Source organism: bacterium SCSIO 12741 (genome assembly GCA_024398055.1).
In the GTDB taxonomy this organism is placed as follows: Bacteria; Bacteroidota; Bacteroidia; order Flavobacteriales_G; family Salibacteraceae; genus SCSIO-12741.
The window spans coordinates 757,803-777,866 of sequence record CP073749.1; the positions used below are offsets into that span (position 1 = coordinate 757,803).

Sequence of the window (20,064 nt, forward strand, 5' to 3'; positions counted from 1 at the left end):
TATCATGGGATTCTTTATCGCACTTACCCTTTTATTCATTGCCGTTACCGCCTACTTCCTTTATACCCAAGCTCCACTTTTTAGCGGTGATGTTATTCGAAATGTATCCTTTAAATCGGGCTTTACGCTTGATTTCTACCAGCCTACTAAAAAAGTCCATGTTCGACATCCCGTCATTGTCTTTTACCACGGAGGAGCCTGGATTACGGGAGCCAAAGAATCAATCAACTTCAGTCGATATAACCGAGCGGTAAATGAGCTGCGGGAAAAAGGTTATGCTATTGTAAGCCCCAATTACACCCTCGCCAGAAATGGTAATTCCCCCTTTCCGAATTGTATCCTGGATGCCTATGAAGCGCTGACTTGGCTGGAGCAAAATGCGGACAAATACCATTTGGACCTCAACAATGTAGGCGTATTTGGCGAATCGGCCGGGGCTCATTTGGCTATGGTGGTTGCTTACATTTCACCTGAAGTCTTTCAAGCTTCCACCCATTCGTTTAAGATTCAATACCTCGTGGATGTTTACGGACCGAACAACCTGAATGGCTTGTACCACATGCAAACCCTCGACAACCTGAATAAACTGCTCAAGAAACTTCCTCCTAAACTTCAACGGTCACTGGACTTAAGTACCCGCCTTTTTGGCTTCGATCCCAAAACCGATCCAGATCGGGCGAAGGAAATCATGAATTTGTATTCGCCTTACTACTATGTGGAGGAAGACGCCCCGCCTACCCTAATGATTCATGGAAAAAAAGATCAGGTAGTTCCCGTTGATCAATCCACCAACCTTAAAATCAGACTCGACTCTTTGGGCGTACCTAACGAAATGCACCTGCTCGATGGAACCAACCACGCCTTCATCGGTGCCTCAAATCATCAAAGAGGTCAGGCACAAACCTGGATTGTTGACTTTATTGAAAAACGTTATTTGAGTTTTCAATCTTGAATCTTCAATCTTGAACATTCAATTTCCATCATGTCCCAAACACATTCCTATCTTGAAGATTCAAGATTCGAGATTCGAGATTGATGATTGATGATTGATGATTGATGATTGATGATTGAAAACTACCGTCAGCGATCGTTCCGATAGCTTTCTGAACTCTAAGTTGGAGATTAGACCACTATTCAGCAATAAACTTGTTCGTTCCCAAAAAAGCTCCAGCGTGAAGAAGATCTAACTTCTCATTGGGGTCTCTTTCGATATCGTACTTCTTGGCAAATTTCTGGTAGGTTTTAACACTCATCGTTTCCATATCGATCATGTCTTCCATGAATTCGAAGAGAAGCGACATAACTTGCTTCTTAACCTCCGGGCTTGCGTCCTCCGCCATAAGAGTTACGAAGCGTTCAAATTCCTGATCGCTGATTTGATTTAAGAACTTCAATCTTTCAATTTGGCTATCTCTCAGACGAACGTCCTCATCGAACTCTTCCATCTTCTCGAGCTTCTGCATAGCTTCTTCGGTAAGCAGGGATAGTTCTTCAATTTCTACCCGACACAATTCAATTCCATCTTCCCTTTCTTCCGGAGGCATGTCCGTAACCTGGCTAAATACCTGAAGCATTTGATAGCACTGTTGGTTTACCTGAAAGGTCATGTTTGCTACTTGCTCATAGTAAGCTTCTGCTTTTTGTGATTTTTCTGCTGTGGGTCCCGATTGGCAGCCAATAAAAGCAACCGCTACGAGAAGAAACCCAACGAACGACATTGCGGAGATCGAAGACTTCATGGTTTAGAATTTAGGGGTGAATTAAAGTGTACGTGCAGCCTAAAAAAAGGATTCAGGAGAAGTTTAAAAAGGCCCGAAAATATATCCTTTCATACACTCAAAACAGCTCTCTATTTACCGATATATGGGGCAAATAATCCAAACGTATAGGCAAGCTTAATTTTTACTATCTTTCTGATAGAAAATTATTTACCCCCTCAAACCCCTAAAAAAACAAAGCCTATGGTAAACTTCTACACGCTCAAATTCCCCACATACCAAACAAAAAAAAACGAGCCAAAACAAGGCAGGTTGACCTGGGTTTCAACCCTGCTCATACCCCTACTTATTCTGATTTATGTAAACCCTGTATCTGCAGGAATTACCCTCTCTCCAAATTCAAATTTTGAATTCGCTCCTTCTCCAGCCCCAGCATGTAGCCTTACGGTTTCCATGGTCATGGATTCCAGTGTTACCTGTAAGGGTTCTATCGACGGAGGAGCCACCGCTTCTCCAAGCGGAGGTACTACACCTTATACTTATGCCTGGAGTAATTCGGCCAATACTGCTTCTATCACCGGTGTGGCCGCTGGCACCTATTACGTAACCATTACCGATAGTGCCAGTTGTTCTGTTGTTGACTCCGTTGTCATTACAGAGCCAACTGCCCTTGTGGCAACCGCAGCCGTTAATGCCCATGTCGATTGTTTTGGTGAGTTAACCGGACAGGCCTCCGTATCGGCCACCGGCGGAAGCGCTGCTTCCGCACCAACCAGTCCAATTTTGATAACTGAGATCAATGCTGGAACTCCCGATTACATTGAGATCATGAATGTGAGTAGTTCCACGGTTGACGTTACAGGCATGAAAGTAGTTGTGAGTGACAGCTATACGGCTATCGGCACTGCTAACACCACCACTTGGAACCTGACCGGCACCATGGCTTCGGGTAATATTCAATACCGTGAAGACGTCGGAACCACTCACTACTGGGGTAACAACCTCTTCTGGAACAACCCGAGCAACTCCTGGGCAATTATCATTGACTCTACTGGAAAAATTCTCGATGCCATTTTCTGGGGTTGGGATTCAGCCAGTATTGCCAACTTTTCGATTACCGTATCTGGGAAAACCGTCAATAACTCTGGAAACTATGCCTGGTCAGGAAAAGGATTTGCAGTTAATCCTGCCTGTAACAACGCCTTTACCCGAGAAGGAAGCGAAGACCACGACGACGTTTCAGACTGGAAATGTAAAACGGGAACAAAAGGAACCAAGAATACCGGAATAACCACGCCATTTACCGGAGCATTGACCTATGCCTATTCCTGGAGCAACGGAGACAGTTCCGGGTCCCTATTCAATGTGGCTGCCGGAACCTATACCGTAACCGTTTCTGATACCCTTGGATGTTCCGATACATCCAGCGTAACCATTACAGGCCCGGCGTCAGGTTTGGTAGCAACAGCTCAAGTGGATTCCAATGTTTCGTGTAAAGGATTTGCGGATGGAGGAGCCTCCGCCAGTGGAACCGGTGGTTCAGGGATTTATACCTACTCCTGGAGCAACGGAATTAAGATTGCCAATTTGGTTAATCTGGATACCGGACAGTACATGGTAACCGTAACGGACACCAATGGATGTACCTCAAGCGATACCATTACCATTACTCAACCTGCCGGATTTACGGTAAATGTGAATGCGGATAGCAACGTAACAGGCTGCTTCGGGAATCAAAATGGAAAAGCTACCATACAGGCTTCTGGTGGTGTAGGTTCCTACAGCTACAAATGGTCTACCGGAGATACCTCCCAAAGTGTGAGCGGATTGGCCGCAGGAACTTATTACGTTACCGTTAATGACAATACCGTTTGTCCGGAATGGGACTCTGTAAAAATCACCGAGCCAGATCCCATTCTACTCTCACTCAAAGAAGACTCAGCTGCCAGCTGCTTTGGAACCAGCGATGGAGTAGCATCAGCCAACTCTTCGGGCGGAACCGGCACACACAGCTACCTCTGGTCGAATAATGATACCAGTAGCTTCGCCAATGGCCTGGCGGCGGGTACGCATTCTGTTACTGTTACCGATGCCAACGGATGTACCCTTTCAGACACCATATCGATCACGCAGCCCACGGCTATTCAAAATACGTTTACCATCGATTCCATCATCACCTGTAATGGATTCAGCAATGGCCAAATTTCTGCCGATCCATCGGGAGGAACTGCAGGATCTGGTGGCACTCTATTGATTACTGAAGCAAGCTCCGATTCTCCAGATTACATTGAAATTTCCAACGTGGGAAAAAGCACCATTGATCTCACCGGAATTGAAGTGGTTGTGAGTAATAACTACACCAATATTTCCACAGTAAACACAACCACCTGGAAGTTAAGTGGAACCATGGCCTCCGGGGCTATCGACTACCGCGAAGATGTAACCACAGGTGGAAAGTACTGGGGCAACAATTTACTTTGGAATCCGGGAAGCAATTCCTGGGCGATTATTATCGATTCCACAGGTAAAATATTGGATGCCTTATTCTGGGGATGGGACTCAACGAGTATTGCCAATTTCTCCATTAATATCGGAGGAAAAAGTGTAAGTAATTCAGGCGCCTGGGTAGGAGCTGGAATTAACTCCTCTTGTGCTACCGGAATGACTCGTATAGGATCAGAAGACCAAAACAACAGTAATGATTGGAGCTGTGTGGCCACTACAAAAGGAACCAAAAACACGGGAATCGTTACGCCCTTTGCCGGAAGTTATGCTTATTCCTGGAGTCATGGTGACTCGGTTAAAACCATTGATAGCTTGAGTGCAGGCACCTATGTATTGACCATCACAGATAATGAGGGATGTACCTTGGTGGACTCCATATCTATTACTCAACCCAGCCCCTTGGTGGCAACAGCCAGTGTGGTTAAAAACGTTTCCTGTTCTGGTGCTAAAGATGGAGAAGTAAGCGCCTCAGGAAGTGGAGGCACCGGCTCCTATAGCTATGCCTGGTCGAATGGTGGACAAACAGCTTCTCTCAACAAACTTGCTGGTAACAATTACCTGGTAACGGTAACCGATAGTTTGGGCTGTGAAGCCATTGACTCAGCCTCTGTTTATGAGCCGGCCCAATTGGTAGTGGGTATCGATTCGATATTCCACCCTGAATGCAACGGTGATAAAACGGGATACATTCGGATGAACCTTTCAGGTGGAACAAGACCCTTTACTTACTCTTGGGGCCATGGCGGAACCGATAGCACGGTAAGTGGACAAGGACCCGGAATTTATCTGGTCACTATCACTCATGCCAACGGTTGTACAGATTGGCAGAACTTCCAACTGCTGGTTAAGGACATCACCCATCCAACGGCCATGGGACTGGATAAAACATTGTACCTGGATCAAACGGGAAAATCGTCCATTACGATTGCCGATGTGGACAATGGTTCATTTGACAATTGTGGGGTAGCCAATCGCACCCTGAGTAAAATGAATTTTTCCTGCCAGGATACAGGACTAAACCGAGTGGCATTTGATGTGTTTGATAGTTCTGGAAATCGAGGAACGGATACCTTAAACATCACCGTGTTGGATACCATCACTCCACAATTCGACTTTTGCCCATCCGACACCATGATCTGTAGAAACGATGACAATGGCAACAACTACGTGTATCCTATTTTCAAAGGTTCGGACAACTGTAGCTTTACCATTACTCAGACTTCCGGTTTAGGAATTGGTCATTTATATCCCAAAGGGGTTACCACCAACACGTATGTGATAACCGATGCCTCCGGAAATTCACGAACCTGCTCTTGGGACATCAAAGTTGGCCCCTATCCTAAGGTTGACCTCGGTGCTGACCAGGATATTTGCGGCGATGAAAAGGTTACTTTGACCGCTCCCGGGAACTCAACGATCATTCGCTGGCAAAATGATGGTTCTTCAGGAACTGAATTCGTTGCTCCCGATCAAGGTGATGGTCAAATCGTGGTGACTGTGGAAGATAGCCTGTCGGGTTGTATGCGTAGCGATACGGTTATGATCAACTACAGCGCCAATTGCCTAAGCGTGGATGAAAAACTGGCTGATGTTTCCACCATTCAATACTATCCAAATCCGAATGATGGAAACTTTACCCTGCAAACGGAAGGTTTGTCCGGTCCGGTCGTGCTGACCATTACCGATCTGAATGGTAAAGTCGTTCAAACTCTAAATTGGGAAGAGGGTGCTCAATTGCAGCACATTCCACTTTCCCTGCCAGAAGTTGAGTCCGGCATGTACCTATTGATACTTCGCGAAAGCAGAGGTCAAGCTGTCCACCGAATTAGCGTACAGCATTAAAATCTATTCAGGATGAATAAGTAGCACTGCTACTCAGCATCAGAAACTTCGAGGGGAGAAAATTGCCAAGAAGCCTGCTTTAGGTTAAGGGTAAGTCTCCCCTCTTTTTCTTCTGGATAATGCTGATAGACGGAAAAAATTCGTTGAGCATCATCAGTTGATTCCAATTCATCAAAAAGTATCCCTTCCAGGCAACTTTCGGTAGCTATCTCCTCGTCCTCCAGAAGCTTACCTTCAGGATCCAATTTAAGCCTTAAAAAACCCTTTTCCTGGCCTGCACCACAACGTCCCATTACGTGTGAACGAGAGGGGTATTCAAAACTCAACAGCACTTGTTTTTGCTCCGGTGAATAGGCTTCGAGTTTATAGTTCCAAAACCAGGGCCTGATCTGATTTAAATCAAAAACCACATTGGAGTAGAGGTTCAATTTATTTTCGGTGTAGGAAACGGACAGATCTTCACCTTCGAGTCCAATTTTCAACTCCTTTTCTCCATTCTTCCAAACACCTTCGATGGAACCACTGGTTAGCTCTTCAATCTCCATTTTCTCGTCATATCCCTCCAAGGAGCGAAGTCTGCCTACACTTTCCCAAAAGCGCATCTTTACGGGATCGATAAAATTCAAAACCGTATCCCATTTCAACGAATCGGAAAAAACATAAAGCGTAAGGTTTCCATTGTAAATACCACACAGAGGAATTTTGGTTTTTACCCGATCGTAGTAATACCAGCCAGAAACGGAGTAGATATTCCAGTCCTCCGGAGATAGTTCTTCAAACTGGAGGTGCATCGTAATGGGGTAAGAAGCAATTTTCCCGCTAAACGATTTTTCCTGAATGTCAGTCGCTACTACCTGAACACGAGGCCTCTGGGCTTCCAGATTACCACATCCGGCCAGGAGAACAAGGGCAAAAAATCCAGTAAAGACGGTGGATCTAAACATTTTTGGGAGGGTCATGACGTGTTGTTTTCGGGCTTCAAAACTAATCAAAGCCCAGGAGCTACATCACCTCTTTGGCCGGCATTTGAGTGTATTGATGGATCAATTCGGAACCAATGGTTGTACCCGATATTTGATCGAGTGAAGCCACCACGTCATCCCGGTTCGAATCCTTTTGCCGGCAGCAATTTAGGTAGGTTTCAAAGAGTTCGGTAAACCGGATACCCTTTTCTTGCTGAAGCCGCGCATCCCATTTGAGAAACAAACTACAACCGCCCCAGTACATGGCCGGAAAATTCTTTTGCTCCCTTAATTCCTGGGCCCGGGTGGCCATGGTTTCATCCACCTGGTAATAGGAGCGCATCATTTCCATCTTAGCCTTGTATTTCTCCAACACCTGCTCTGAGTTCAGAATTTTCATTTCTTCCATCACCTGATACTGCATGAATGAGGCAAATCCTTCGGCAAACCAAGCATCTTTTTCACCTAAATAAGGGATAGCGAGGTGGCTTATTTCATGTGGAGCCGTCCAGTCTTCCAAGAATTCCTTTTGAGAGTATCGGGTGTCTACATGAAAGTGGAGCTGCTGTCCAGGCCATCGCCAGGTATTGGCCCAGGGAACAGGCTCGGAAGAATCGTCCCTTCGGTAGAAATGCACTTGCATGGTAAATGGATAAACTCCAATCCTCTTTTTTACGGCCTCGTGAGTTTCAAGCACCCAATCCATTAATCTGTTTTTCTCCTCAGCCGTAAAATCATGTTCCCAATGCCATTTTACAGGAACTTTTGTAGGTTCTTTATACCCGACTAAGAAAACAACCAGGGTGACCAACAAGAGGCTTAAAAGGGTTCCTTTTTTCATGTGATTAAAGGTAAAAGAGTTTCTTTTCAGAGGAATGTCACAATCCCACCATTGGCTCAAAATTAACCATTGAATCGCCGGAATTGTTTTAATTTTCGGAGGCAAATAGTCCGAAAAAAGTGTCGCATGAAAAAATTAGTTGTTCTCCTTCTCGCTCCCGTTATTCTGGGAAGCTGTTTCTCTGCCAAAGTTTTTACTCCTACTCAAGCTGATGTAGACCGAATCGCTAGCTCAAATCCAGGCACTACGCTTGAGGATTTGAAAAAGGGGATGAGCCTTTATCAAGCCAATTGTGGAAAATGCCATGCCTTGAAAAAACCTTCGGCACGCAGCGCTGAGCAATGGAATGAAATTGTGCCACGCATGTCCAAAAAAGTGAATAAAAAGGAAGAAAAGCTTACCGCTGCCGATCAGGAACTGGTGACCCGCTACTTGGTGACCATGTGTCAGGTTTCAAAATAGATTGATACTGTTCATCAATCGTAAAAACCAATAACTCGGCACCGGAATCAAATCGAAGTTGGACGGTGCCTTTTGTGGTCCTCTCTGCCTCCCAGTCGTATGATGGAACCTGATCCAACAGTACTTCTATTTCGCCCGTTTCCAGATTTAGGTAGATAAGTTGCGCGGTGGTTTCGTAAATCGAATCCCATTTCTGCATCAGGTAACCCTGACGGAAAGGAAAGTGCCAATCGCCATAAAATCCAGATTGCAAAGCTCCAATTTTGGGCTCTGCCTTGAGTTCATAATACGATGGACCATACTGAATTTCGGCCTCAAATCTCCGATGCAATTGAAACCTCTTTCCGCTGAGCCAAGAGTTCCAAATGGGAGAAGATCGCGTATTTCTACGAGCGTTCATTGTTCGATAGAGTCCAATGGAAATTATGGAATGAACAATGAGGTATACGCCCACAAGTATGCCTGCCACAACCAATAGTGGAAATAGAACAAGGACCAAAAGAATGAGTATCAAGCGAGTCAAGAGCCCGCCTTCTGCTTTTTTCTGGACTTTTTTCAGTAATCGAATATGGACGGAAGTACCCATACGCAGGTAGAAAGTTAGGTTATCTTTTTGATTTAGAGCCATCCCTTTACCTGGAAGGCCAAATCCCATTCCCTTATTAGCCTTGAAAGAAGCGATTCTTAGGTAACTCATACCTCCTATGGTCTTCTGGTTTTTCTTCTGTTCGTTCAAATCCCAATTGGGCAATCAATTGCTGAGAAGGAAAATTATCATCTCTTACATAAGCCGTTATGAGATCCAGTCGCAAATCTTCAAATCCGTATTGGATGGCCCGTTTTGCGGCCTTCAGTGTCCAGCCTTGACGTCGGAATTTCTTTCTAATCACAAATCCAATTTCTCCCTGATTGTTGGCAAATCCTCGGTAGTAGCCGCAAGTACCTATCAATTCCTCTCCAAGGTACATCCCCCAATTCAGAGCTTCACGATTTTGAAAGTTCTCCTGAATCGTTTTGATCAATTCCCCGGCTTGCTCCAGGTTATACTCTGGATTACGATAAAGCGAAAGCTCATAAAACTGGTCTACCTCTTCCAGGTTCAGCTCCCTCATCGTTAATTCTCCCGAGTGAAGAATGGGGATGGAAGTTGGGAAAAACTGAGGTTCATTCATCTTTTGTGGTTTCAATGGCTCAAAATCCATCCTAAAATAAGTTTTTCCCGCTAACTTCAAGAACGCGACCGCACCCCTGGGGGCCGGTCGCTTACATTCGCCAAACCTGGTATAAGACGAATGTCGGTATAACCCTAAAAGCGAAGGTAGATGCCTATTTTCTAAGTCATGGATTGTAATTTGAATTTGGCCCGTGTGGCAAGGAAACTGGTGTTTCTCATTCGGTATTCGGTATTCGGTTCTTTATCGGTCATATCCGTTGTTAACTGCCCAGCGCACCAATCCGGCCAGGTTGTTAACTCCGATTTTGCGGAAAATTCGAGATCTGTGATTCTCTACGGTCTTATCGCTAATGGAGAGTTTCGCGGCAATCTGTTTGTTGCTCATCTCAAAGCAGATCAAACGCACGATTTCATGTTCCCGTTCAGACAGACCGGGAAACAATTCATCCGGTTCCTGATCCAGGGTTAAGCCTGCTAACTCATTTTCAATTTCCGGGGTAAGGTATTTTTTGCCCTTTAGCACCTCTCGAAAAGCTTTGAGCAATTCAGAGTGGGTACTACTCTTCAAAACATAACCACTGGCTCCGTATTTCATCATTTGCTTTACCAGACGAATTTCATCGAACTGGGTCATGGCGATGATCTTGACATCCGGGTAACGTTCTTTGATCTTTTGGGTGCAGAGTATACCATTCATTTCAGGCATTCGAATATCCATCAAAACAATGTCAGGCTGCAAGATCTCCAATAACTCCAGGCACTCTTTTCCATTGGAAGCCTCACCCAAAATAGTTACCTCCGGTTCATTGGCCAGCACATTTCGTATGCCTTGCCTAAAAATAGGATGGTCGTCGCACAATAGCAGATTAATGGTCATTCTTTAAGGGTATTTGAATGTGGTAATGTACTCCATGACCCGGCGAAGTCTGGAGCTGAACTTCTCCCTGCACAAATTTCACCCGGCTTCGAATACTGCTAAGCCCAAGTCTATGTTCCGATTGAAACCAATCTTTCGGAAAGCCCACTCCATCGTCCTTGTAATCCAGCAAAAGATGCGATTCGGTCAAATCCAGTTTTAAGGTAATAGTTTGCGCCAGGGCATGCTTGTTGGAATTGTGAAAGAGCTCCTGAACAATTCGATAGGTCATCACTTCAATTTCGTTCGAAAATCGCTCGTCGAACTCAACCGATGGAAAGTGAATTTTGGCATCCATCACTTTGCGTTGTTTATCCACGAAATCGGCTACGGCTTCATACAATCCCAGCTCGATGAGTACGCCTGGCATCATGTTGTGCGCTACGGCTCTAACTTCTTTCCCGGCCTTGGTTAAAATCTCTTCGGTATTGCCAATCAAATCGAGTTCGGTCAGTTTTCGGATTTCCTCTTCCACCTTGTGCACCTGTACCCGGGCAATGCTCAATAAGGCTCCAACACTGTCGTGAAGGTCTCGGGCAATACGGCGACGTTCTTCTTCCTGGGCAAATAACATGCTTTGCAAAGAATACACTTCCTTTTCCTTCTCCAGGCGTTCAATTTCCTTTTGAGCGGCCAGCTCTCTTGAACGGTGTCGCTGGCGGAAATACAGCAACAACAAGGTGGACACCGCCAAGCCCAACACCGCTAAACCAATACCCAAATTGCGCTGGGTTCGGTGAATTCGTTTTTCGCTTTCCAACTCCACTACCCTGGCCCGGTTTCTCTCCGACTCATAGCGTACCTGAAGTTCGGCCAATTGTTCGGTATAAAATGCCTGCTGAATACTATCCCGGTAATCGGTGGCGTAATCCAATCGCTCGAAGGCTTCCTGGTGTTTGTTGTAATCGTAAGCGAGGTACGAAAGACTAACTTGGGACTGATATACCATTTGAGCATTGGGCAATCGTTTGGCCCAGTTTTCAGCTTGGCTATAGTAGTAAAGTGCGCTGTCGTAATTTCCCAGGCCGTGCCAGGCCGACCCCGAATTAAGTGCAGCGTACATCAGGTAAAAAGTATCCGCTATTTCAAGGCTCAGTTGATAGGCCTTTTGGTTGTACCTCAAGGAACTATCGGCTTGCCCAAATTGATCAAAAAAGGCTCCATAGGTAACCCACGCCGCAGCCAAAAACTTTTGTTGACCCGAACGTAGCGCCAAATCGCGAACCGCTGTTATTGACTCCATCAGGGCCGCTGAATCCTTTGCACCAAAAGCCAAACTTGCCTTCGATTGCCAAGTTTCTAATAGCAGGATCGTATCCCTGTTTTGCTGGGCTAAAGTCAAGGCCATTTCCAGATTTCCCCGGGCACCATCGCGTTGACCGGAAGCCATCATTTGATTGGCCAGGTTAATCCTCAATCGACCCTCCAGGCTGGGGTATCGACTCCCGCAGTTTTTAAAGAAAATTTCGTAGTAATGACTGGCACTGTCCTTTTTGCCCATTTCTCCATGAGCTTGCCCGAGCCGAACCCATGTCAGGCATTTTAAAGAATCATTGGTCGCCAGTGGACGGGCTTGATGAGCCAGTCTGATTGCTTTGGCCGGCTGAATCTGTTTGTAGTATTCAGCACTATCAAGCAACTGGGATGCGTTGCCCGATTCAGAATCAAAATGATCTGATCGACACGCACCCAGAAACCCGAATAAGCATAAGGTTGAGAAGAAAAAAAGGTACCGCAAAATTAGCCTCCTGCACCTGTTGGAACAGCCGAAGTGGACTTCTTATGAATCGGTCCGGACGGATGCCCTTCTACAACAACATGAATAGTTATGGTTTGGCCGGCAGATGCCTGAGAAAAAGTAGGACACTCCACCGATAAGTCTGGGTAAGGAGGTGTATTCGGACCTGCACTATTGACCGTAATGGTTAAGTGATAGTCAGAGCCTGTAGCCGATTCCTCATCGGGTGCTCCCATTACCCATGGGTGTGAATTAAGATGATCTCCTTCGTGTTCGATTTCAATGTTGATTTCCGGAGATTGAGTGAAATCAAATGTGGGTTCGTAATAACTCATGTTATGCTTATTGTTAATTGTTTACTGAGTGCCCCGAAAATAGGCTACTCAAGGATTAATTTCAACCGGAGAAATGATAATTTGAGAACTCGGGTCAATATTATTGAAGCAAATGCAAGGAGTCTTTAGGGGAATTCCCCCTAAACCATTGAATCCCAATCCGGATCGAATTCAGCTATTTTTATTGAAGTATGAAGGCTGCTTGCCCGAAGCATAATTCGATTCGAGCAAGAGAAAAAATTAATGCCGTATCTGCACTTTACGCATGACCATCGGCTGGTCAGCATGTCCTTGAAGCAGGAGCAAATAGACCCCATCAGGCACTTCTGAAACGTTGACCTGAATTTGGCCCGCCTCCGTTTTCTGGATCAACACCAGTTCACCGGATGTACTAATCAGTTGAATCTGCTGCACCGAGTGACTCTGGGAAGAAATGGTCAATTGATCGGATACAGGATTAGGAAACACCTCAATACCCCGAGATGAAATCGATTCCGCCGTACCTAATTCATTGGCGGGAGGAGCTACTAGAAAATTCACAAAGTCCTCGGGCAATTCATTGGAGTCGAGGGTAACTTCAGCACACATAAAGTTGGCCGCGGCATTGCTGCTCCACCAGCGAAAAGTAACCTCACTGGTATCGTAGTTAACCGAATCGGTAAAGGCCAGAATCAAGGGAGTAAAAGGTTGCCAGGACCCGTTCATGTAAGCATCGCTGGACACCTTGGTTACCGTAACGGTTCTTTGCCTCAAAGCCGGAAAAGTTCCCTGTGGTAATTTAAGGTCTCCCCAGGCATCAATCTCGTTTTTGACCTTGATAAAAATCTTGTTTCGAATGGAATCAATTCGGGGATGTGGCCCAAGGCTATCCGGGTCTACCCCGAGAAATTCGATTTGGGCACCGGCATTAATATCAGACTCGAAAGTAGAGCCAAAGGTTACCGGAAATTGCATGAACCGAAAGGCGTAGTTCACTTCGGGTAACTGTGGAGCTCCATTTTCATATTCCACAATTCCCACAACATCCAGCCCCACAGCCGATCGCTTAAAGAAAATATGACTGCTATCTTCCAGATCGTTCAGAACAAAAGTGGCCGTTGGAAAATGGGAAGACAAAGGTGCAGTAGAAGGCGATTGTAGAAGGGCCGTATCCAATTCCTGACTCTCCAATGAGGTAAAGTCCCATACCTGATTTCCAGCCGCACTCCCCAAGCTCAATGAGCTACCATGGGTGGTATCTTCAGCCATGTAGACGTAATCGCCCAATTTGGCAATGTGATCAATCGTGAGGGTTATTTGTGCGAAGGTTGTGGTAGTTAACAAAACGGAGGTTAAAAGGAGTAGCCACTTTTTCATATTCGAGCTTTTTGATTGGATTAAAAGTACCGGTTTTAGTCCGAAATAAAAAAAGAAACCCTCGTCAGCACAGTACTTTGGCCAACGAGGGTTTTACTTTTTTGGTGATATCGAATCTTACTTCGCTACAGCCAATTGAATGTTGAGAACAACATCGTCTGACAATACCATTTCTTGAACAGGCATGTCGAACATAACGTCATAGTCTTTACGATTGAACGTAAGGCTTCCTGTAGCCGTACCGTTTTCAGCATTGAATACTACGTCCTTTACGGTCGCTGCATTGGACTTACCGCGAATCGTTAAGGTTCCCATGATTTCGGTATTTCCTTCATTGGCTCCGGTAATCTCGAAGCTTGCTGTTGGGTTATTGGCCACATCAAAGAAATCAGGAGAAGACAAGTGTCCTACCAATTTCTCAGGAGTTTGGTCCTTAGAGGCATCGTAGTTCTCATCCGTTGCCGCCATGGAGGCCATGTCTACGGTAAAAGAACCGCCTGTAATGTTGTTTCCTTCGGTCACCAGTGAGCCTTCTGTCAAGTTAATCGTTCCCGAGTGACTGTACATACCCATCATGGTACCTTCCCAGTTGACAACACTGGTAGCCAGGTCAATCGAATGGGTCATCTTTTCTGCCGGTGCCGAAGCTTCCGGAGCTTGAGTTTCTGGAGTTTCAGGTTGCTTTGGGGCTTCTCCTCCACCACAGGAGCTCATAAAAACTCCCAGGCTCAAAGCCGCTGCCATAAATGTGATGCGTTTCATTGTGTATAATTTTTCGAATGAATCAACCAAATTACCAGAATTAGTGGACATAGCAGCCCATTTTGACTAAAAAAGATGTACCTACATCAATTTATTTTAAGAATCCGCTCATAATTGGTCTTACAGGGGCAAAAAAAGATAGCCCCAAATTGTGTATTTTGTATTCGTGCAACTGCCTCTAACCAGGATCCATCTTTTAACCCTATTGCTATCAAGTCTTTTGAGCCTGTCACTTGGTGCTCAAACGGATTACCGCTTCTTCCTCCAAAGCGCCCACTATACCACCGAAAATGGTCTCTTGAGCAACGAATGTTACTGGGTTCATTCAGATTATCACGGTCATATTTGGATCGCCTCAGACAACGGTTTGGTTCGTTTTGATGGTCAAAAATTTCACCGGTATCGCTCGATTGATTCTCAACCCATACCGGTAATTCTTGGAGGATATGAGTCAGCAGATAGCAACCTTTATCTCTTTAACTACCACAACCGGGTGTATCGATACGAAAGGTCGAGTGATCAGTTTCATGAAATGCCCTTCTCTGACGAGCTCAGTCAAAAGTTGAAAGGGATGGTGGCTTTAACCTTTCATGTGGAGCGGGATACCTTTTGGATGCAGACCCGTAACATCTCTGCTCGAATCGTTCCGGAAGAAGGAGATTGGCAAATCACCTTAGGTCCCGTTTTTCGAGCCAACGACCCTAAAAAATTGCTTCGATTATCCCAAAAGGAGCGAGCACTTTTCCTTAAGCGAATCGTTGACCGGCAGCATACTGATTTAGGCAACATGCCCTCTCCAAAGATCATCAACGACGTTTTAATCAAGGCTCTCTTCCATGTTCGCCATGAAGGAAAAATCTGGACTTTCTTTAAACGGGGCATTGCCATCATAGATCCACAAACCCTGGATATCGATACGCTCTACCCTCCCTTCACTCCAACCATGGGCTATTATCAAGACTCCAACGATCTTTTCGTATGTACCGAAGATCATGGATTGTGGCAAGTTTCATTGTCCTCGTCTGAATCCTTCCAAGGCCGCCAGCTCACCCCAGACGATTTCATCACCGGAGTTACACGAGACCCGCATGGAGGTTTCTGGTATTGCTCACTGAGAAGAGGTTTGTTTTATTCACCCGATTTAAGGGTCAATAAATCCCCTGAATTTTCTGCTGGAATAAATGCCATCATTTCCCAGGGCAAGCGCCACTTTGTATGTCAGCAAGGCGGCCATATCGTGCTCTATGCAAAAGAAGACGGTCAATTAATCTACAAAAAGAACTTCTATCAAGAACAGTACATTCGGGTCCACATCCCAGTGGACTCTACCTATTTTATCAACCTTTATGGACCGGAAAAACATCTTTATGCCATTCGTGAAGATCGCTTTGAAATGATTGATCAAATGCCCAGAGCCAATGAATACTTCTGGGACATGGTAGACGGAAAGCCTCAACGAAGGTTAGCCAAAGACGTAACTTTTTCGTTAAGCACGGTCCCCAGATCCAACAAGGTAAACTCAACCCGCATTCGGCTAAAAATGGACCAGGGAACCTTCTTCGCTACCAACTTTAGAAACCTAAAGTTTCAGCCCAATGACAGTACCGGCTTGGTCAATATCGGTCGATTAAATGGCTTCTCTGAAATCGATGCACGGGGCATCAAAGAGATTGGTAAAGATTCGGTGGTAGTGGTAACCAAACGAAATGGAGTTTTGCTATTTCACCAGTTGGAACTTATTGATCAGTTCTTCTTAAATGATGGAGATCATCCGGAGGCTTGTTTCGATCTTGAAATCATCTCCAACCAACTTCTCATCGCCGGAGCCAGCGGCTTGTACCTGATCGAGGACTTTGCCAGACCGACTCGAAAAATAAAACGGCTTTTTTACCAATTTGGACTTTCCCCCATGCGGGTCAATTCCATCTTCGAAAAAGGCGAACTCATTCTTTTTCGAACCGATCAAAGCCTTTATTACTTCCCGACATCCTTGCTCCAGGATCCCGAAATAGTTTACCCGCTGCGCATGGATCAACGAGGCGAACAATCGCTTCAAACCTTGATCAATAATCCGCATCCCAAAGCCAACTCCCTGGAACTTTCGGTTAATGCCTACAACCTGATCAATGGTCCTAAAACCTGGTATCGATACAGGTTGTATGAAGAATCTGAACCACCTGAACCCTGGACGGAAACACAAACTCCCGATTTGCGTTTTCCTTCGTTAGCACCAGGCACCTACATCCTCAAAATTCAAACCCTCAACAGCAGTGGTGAATGGGAAGAAAGAGGAAGCATTCTCCGAACCTTCACCATTCCTCCCCCTTTTGGAAGTCTCTGCCTTTTATTCTAATGATGGTTCTCCTTGCAGGTGCCCTCATGTCGGGCGGTGTTTATTTAAACTACCGAAGAAAAAGGAACTTAAGCAACCTAAAAACCTCGCTCATGGAATTGGAGTTTCGCTCCTTGGGCACGCAACTCAATCCGCATTTTGTGAACAACGCCTTAAATTCTGCTTCTGCTCAAATTGCCAAAAAGGATTTGAAAACGGGCCTCATTTACCTCAGTAATTTTGGAAAGCTGATGCGAACTATTTTCAACAATTCGGCCGTTTCTGTTATATCCCTGGAAGATGAACTGGATGCGATAAGGCAGTACCTCAACCTGGAAAAAATCAGGTTAAAAGACCGCATCGAATACTCTATCGAAATTGACCCGGCAGTGGATACTTTTGAGCATTTGGTTCCCTCCCTCTTTCTCCAGCCTTTGGTGGAAAATGCCATTTGGCACGGAATTCTACCCGGTCACGAATCCGGCAAAGTGGTCATCAAAGTTCACCCAAAAGACCAGGGTATCGAGATTCAGATCCGAGACAACGGCGTTGGTTTTCTCAACAAGAGCAAAAGCCTCACCTTTCAGGAATCCAGAGAAACCAAGGACAAACATCGCCATAGCCTTGAAGTGGTACAGCAACGGCTCAAGCTGATGGAAAAGGTATACAAAACCCGTTTTCATTTAGAAATTCGGGAATTGGAGCCGAATAGCCCTCGACCCGGAACGCTTTTGTCTATTTTCATTTCAGAAATTCCCGCTAATCAATTAACTTAGTGGTTTAGCCATAGCTCATTAACCCTAATTAAACTCTACCCTTGCGCACTGTAATTGTGGATGATGAACAGGAAGCTCGAGAAGCTCTTCATCAAATGCTCCAACTCTTTTGTCCGGAAATAAAGATCGTAGGAATGGCCTCGAACCTCCCCGAATCTTTGGATCTTATCTCCACCCAAAAACCAGAATTGGTCTTTCTGGATATTGATCTGGGTGGTCATTCCGGGTTTGATCTGCTGCAGAAATTGAAAGTGCGGAACTTTCAAACGGTTTTTGTTACGGCTTTTGACCAATATGCGATTCAGGCGATTCGGATAAACGCCTTAGACTATATCATGAAACCCATTAATCCAGACGATCTCATTCAGGCCGTAAAGAAGGCCGGTGATCTAAAAACAGCGCCTTCAGACCAGGCCTACGAAAGTCTTTTGGAGTCGCGTAGAAAAGGGGAATTTGATAAAATTGGTGTCTCTACTTCGCAGGGCATTAGTTTCATTGAATTGAACAAAATCATCCGACTCGAATCGGAAGATAACTACACCCACATTCATTTGGATGGCGAGAATCCACTACTGATTAGCAAAACCATTAAGTCTTTTGAAGAGATCCTACCGAAGGATAGATTTATCCGCTGTCACCAAAGTCATATCGTGCACCTTTCCTTTGTGCGGGGGTACAAACGCATTGACGGCGGAACGTTAGAGGTAGTTGGAAACCCAAATGTTCCCGTTTCAAGATCGAGACGTAAACTGGTTCAGGATATTCTTACCCGATATTTCCCCTCGGTTTAAGTTGGGCATTGGTTCCTTCATCCGATTTGGAAGTACTTATTTTTCGGCCATTCTCCCAATTCTCCACTCGAATTAGTTGACCTTTTTCGTCGTACACATGGCTGGCACCATGCTGCTTTCCATCTTTGTATTCCTTGTCGCGAAATACCTGGCCATTGCGGTAATATTCCACCGACTTTTCCTGCACGTAACGATCCAATAGAATTTCACGCAATCGAATTTCTCCAGATTCGTAATATTCCACATAACTACCCGAGTTGTTGCCCTCGGTAAACGCTTTATTCGGATCGAACCGTAGGCTGCCGGGTTTGGAGTCACTGGTATGTACCGATAGATTCGTGTAGTTTTCCGAGTGGTTGTACAGGGTCAACTTTGAGCGTACGGTTCCCGACTTGTAGTAGGTGTATTCCTTGTAATAAACCAGGGTATCGTTGCGGTGGTATTCTTCGATTTTTACACGGCCATTTTTATCGTATACATAATTGGCTCCGTGAAGTTTACCATCCTTGAATAGCGTTTCGCTCCGCAATTCTCCATTTTTGAAATAATCGAGATAGGCCCCGTCGAGATTGCCGTTTTTGATGACCCACTTGCTCCGAACCGTTCCATTCTTGTATCGGAGTTTGTGTTCGCCCTCAGGCATGTCTTTAAACATTTGGTTGATTGGATTCTGCGCCATGGTGACTTGCACGCATAGACACAACAGCACTAGTACTAGTGTTTTCATAATCTTCCTCCCTATAAGCACATTACCCTCAATGGGTCAGGGTTTCTACGAAGAAAGATTAAAAAAGTTCATTCCTAAACTATCTTTAGAACAAGATATCCTCAATGAATATTGGAAAACCTTCAGAAAATGAGCCAAGTACAGCCTAATAAAGCACCCCAAATCCGGCTTTAATTGGCCTCTTGACCTTCCCAAATTTCGAGCTTATTGATCCATTTTCCGACCATCCAAAGAGGGATTATTCCGAACAATCCGAAAGAACAATCCACCAATTTCCAGAAAAAGGGGATTCCCCGCATCCCGCCTAAGAAAAAGGCCGTTGGCACAATGAGTACACAGGCAATCATACCGAATTGAATCAACCACTTGTTGCGCACCGGATCCTTGATGAGGCCATAAAATGCAATGGCAATAACAATATGCCCAAAGGCCAACCAATCAAAACCATAGAATAGAAACTGGTAGTGCTCATCAGCATGGTTGATGCCCTCAGATACTTCAGCTAAAAACTCGTGCAAAGGCATCCAAAAGGAAGCCGAAAAAGTAGTGGGGTTAAAAATGCTGAGTAGCAGGTCCATTTCCCATTTTACAGGAATGGCAGTTACCCCACTTAGTACTAGAAAAAAGATAAATATCCAGGTCCAGATTCGGATCCGTTTCTTCAGAGCGGTGGTTTTGTCAGTCATATTTAGAAGTATTGCTTAGGGATTGGAAAGTTCAATAAAATTTGCTGATTGATTAACTCTCGATGCAAGAATATCAATGCCCTATTTAAGGAAGCCTCGAATCACCAGTAATTCTCTATCATTGTTGGCGAAGGAAATAGC

General features: G+C 45.1%; 18 protein-coding genes. 6 read left to right on the forward strand and 12 right to left on the reverse strand.

The annotated features are described in order from the left end of the window. The first annotated feature begins 4 nt into the window (after window positions 1-4). Window positions 5-952, forward strand: coding sequence for an alpha/beta hydrolase (locus tag KFE98_03180; protein UTW63173.1), 948 nt, complete (start codon window positions 5-7; stop codon window positions 950-952). A 178-nt stretch (window positions 953-1,130) separates the two neighbouring features. Here KFE98_03180 and KFE98_03185 read toward each other — a convergent pair whose 3' ends face one another. Beyond that, on the reverse strand, window positions 1,131-1,739 hold the full coding sequence (locus KFE98_03185) for a hypothetical protein (GenBank protein ID UTW63174.1): 609 nt from the start codon (window positions 1,737-1,739) through the stop codon (window positions 1,131-1,133). A gap of 291 nt (window positions 1,740-2,030) precedes the next feature. Between KFE98_03185 and KFE98_03190 the strand changes: the two genes are divergently transcribed. After that, the gene (locus KFE98_03190; GenBank protein ID UTW63175.1) at window positions 2,031-6,065 is read left to right on the forward strand and encodes a T9SS type A sorting domain-containing protein; all 4,035 of its coding nucleotides are present in this window, start codon (window positions 2,031-2,033) and stop codon (window positions 6,063-6,065) included. A 29-nt stretch (window positions 6,066-6,094) separates the two neighbouring features. Here KFE98_03190 and KFE98_03195 read toward each other — a convergent pair whose 3' ends face one another. After that, window positions 6,095-7,024, reverse strand: coding sequence for a hypothetical protein (locus KFE98_03195; GenBank protein UTW63176.1), 930 nt, complete (start codon window positions 7,022-7,024; stop codon window positions 6,095-6,097). Window positions 7,025-7,067: 43 nt separating this feature from the next. Further along, on the reverse strand, window positions 7,068-7,868 hold the full coding sequence (locus KFE98_03200) for a hypothetical protein (protein ID UTW63177.1): 801 nt from the start codon (window positions 7,866-7,868) through the stop codon (window positions 7,068-7,070). 126 nt (window positions 7,869-7,994) lie between these two features. Between KFE98_03200 and KFE98_03205 the strand changes: the two genes are divergently transcribed. After that, entirely contained in the window at window positions 7,995-8,330 is a 336-nt protein-coding gene (locus tag KFE98_03205) for a hypothetical protein (protein ID UTW63178.1), read from the forward strand. Here the strand turns inward: KFE98_03205 and KFE98_03210 are convergent. The 7 genes from KFE98_03210 to KFE98_03240 form a co-directional block, all read right to left on the reverse strand. After that, window positions 8,266-9,027 carry a hypothetical protein gene (locus KFE98_03210; GenBank protein UTW63179.1) on the reverse strand — a complete coding sequence of 254 codons (762 nt, stop codon included), beginning with the start codon at window positions 9,025-9,027 and terminating at the stop codon, window positions 8,266-8,268. The genes KFE98_03205 and KFE98_03210 overlap by 65 nt on opposite strands. Further along, window positions 8,993-9,502: a GNAT family N-acetyltransferase gene (locus KFE98_03215; protein ID UTW63180.1), complete on the reverse strand. Its 510-nt coding sequence runs from the start codon at window positions 9,500-9,502 to the stop codon at window positions 8,993-8,995. The genes KFE98_03210 and KFE98_03215 overlap by 35 nt, the downstream gene beginning before the upstream one ends. A 243-nt stretch (window positions 9,503-9,745) precedes the next feature. Continuing rightward, window positions 9,746-10,381: a response regulator transcription factor gene (locus KFE98_03220; protein UTW63181.1), complete on the reverse strand. Its 636-nt coding sequence runs from the start codon at window positions 10,379-10,381 to the stop codon at window positions 9,746-9,748. Next, the gene (locus KFE98_03225; GenBank protein ID UTW63182.1) at window positions 10,371-12,158 is read right to left on the reverse strand and encodes a hypothetical protein; all 1,788 of its coding nucleotides are present in this window, start codon (window positions 12,156-12,158) and stop codon (window positions 10,371-10,373) included. Before KFE98_03225 ends, KFE98_03220 begins: the two co-directional genes overlap by 11 nt. 2 nt (window positions 12,159-12,160) lie before the next feature. Then, entirely contained in the window at window positions 12,161-12,493 is a 333-nt protein-coding gene (locus KFE98_03230; protein UTW63183.1) for a hypothetical protein, read from the reverse strand. Window positions 12,494-12,733: 240 nt separating this feature from the next. Beyond that, a complete protein-coding gene (locus tag KFE98_03235; GenBank protein ID UTW63184.1) occupies window positions 12,734-13,849 on the reverse strand; it encodes a T9SS type A sorting domain-containing protein in 1,116 nt (371 codons plus the stop codon). 117 nt (window positions 13,850-13,966) lie between these two features. Continuing rightward, window positions 13,967-14,611 (reverse strand): YceI family protein, encoded by a 645-nt coding sequence (locus KFE98_03240; GenBank protein ID UTW63185.1) that lies wholly within the window; start codon window positions 14,609-14,611, stop codon window positions 13,967-13,969. A 220-nt stretch (window positions 14,612-14,831) separates the two neighbouring features. Here KFE98_03240 and KFE98_03245 point away from each other — a divergent pair, with 220 nt between their 5' ends. The 3 genes from KFE98_03245 to KFE98_03255 are packed head-to-tail and all read left to right on the forward strand — an operon-like array spanning window position 14,832 to window position 18,510. Then, entirely contained in the window at window positions 14,832-16,964 is a 2,133-nt protein-coding gene (locus KFE98_03245) for a hypothetical protein (protein ID UTW63186.1), read from the forward strand. After that, window positions 16,964-17,719, forward strand: coding sequence for a histidine kinase (locus tag KFE98_03250; GenBank protein ID UTW63187.1), 756 nt, complete (start codon window positions 16,964-16,966; stop codon window positions 17,717-17,719). Before KFE98_03245 ends, KFE98_03250 begins: the two co-directional genes overlap by 1 nt. Before the next feature lie 41 nt (window positions 17,720-17,760). Beyond that, window positions 17,761-18,510 (forward strand): response regulator transcription factor, encoded by a 750-nt coding sequence (locus KFE98_03255; protein ID UTW63188.1) that lies wholly within the window; start codon window positions 17,761-17,763, stop codon window positions 18,508-18,510. Here the strand turns inward: KFE98_03255 and KFE98_03260 are convergent. Together KFE98_03260 and KFE98_03265 are read right to left on the reverse strand one after the other, a co-directional pair. After that, on the reverse strand, window positions 18,485-19,237 hold the full coding sequence (locus KFE98_03260; protein ID UTW63189.1) for a hypothetical protein: 753 nt from the start codon (window positions 19,235-19,237) through the stop codon (window positions 18,485-18,487). The two genes, KFE98_03255 and KFE98_03260, sit on opposite strands and share 26 nt — an antisense overlap. Before the next feature lie 170 nt (window positions 19,238-19,407). Next, window positions 19,408-19,923 (reverse strand): hypothetical protein, encoded by a 516-nt coding sequence (locus KFE98_03265; GenBank protein UTW63190.1) that lies wholly within the window; start codon window positions 19,921-19,923, stop codon window positions 19,408-19,410. Between the last annotated feature and the right edge of the window lie 141 nt (window positions 19,924-20,064).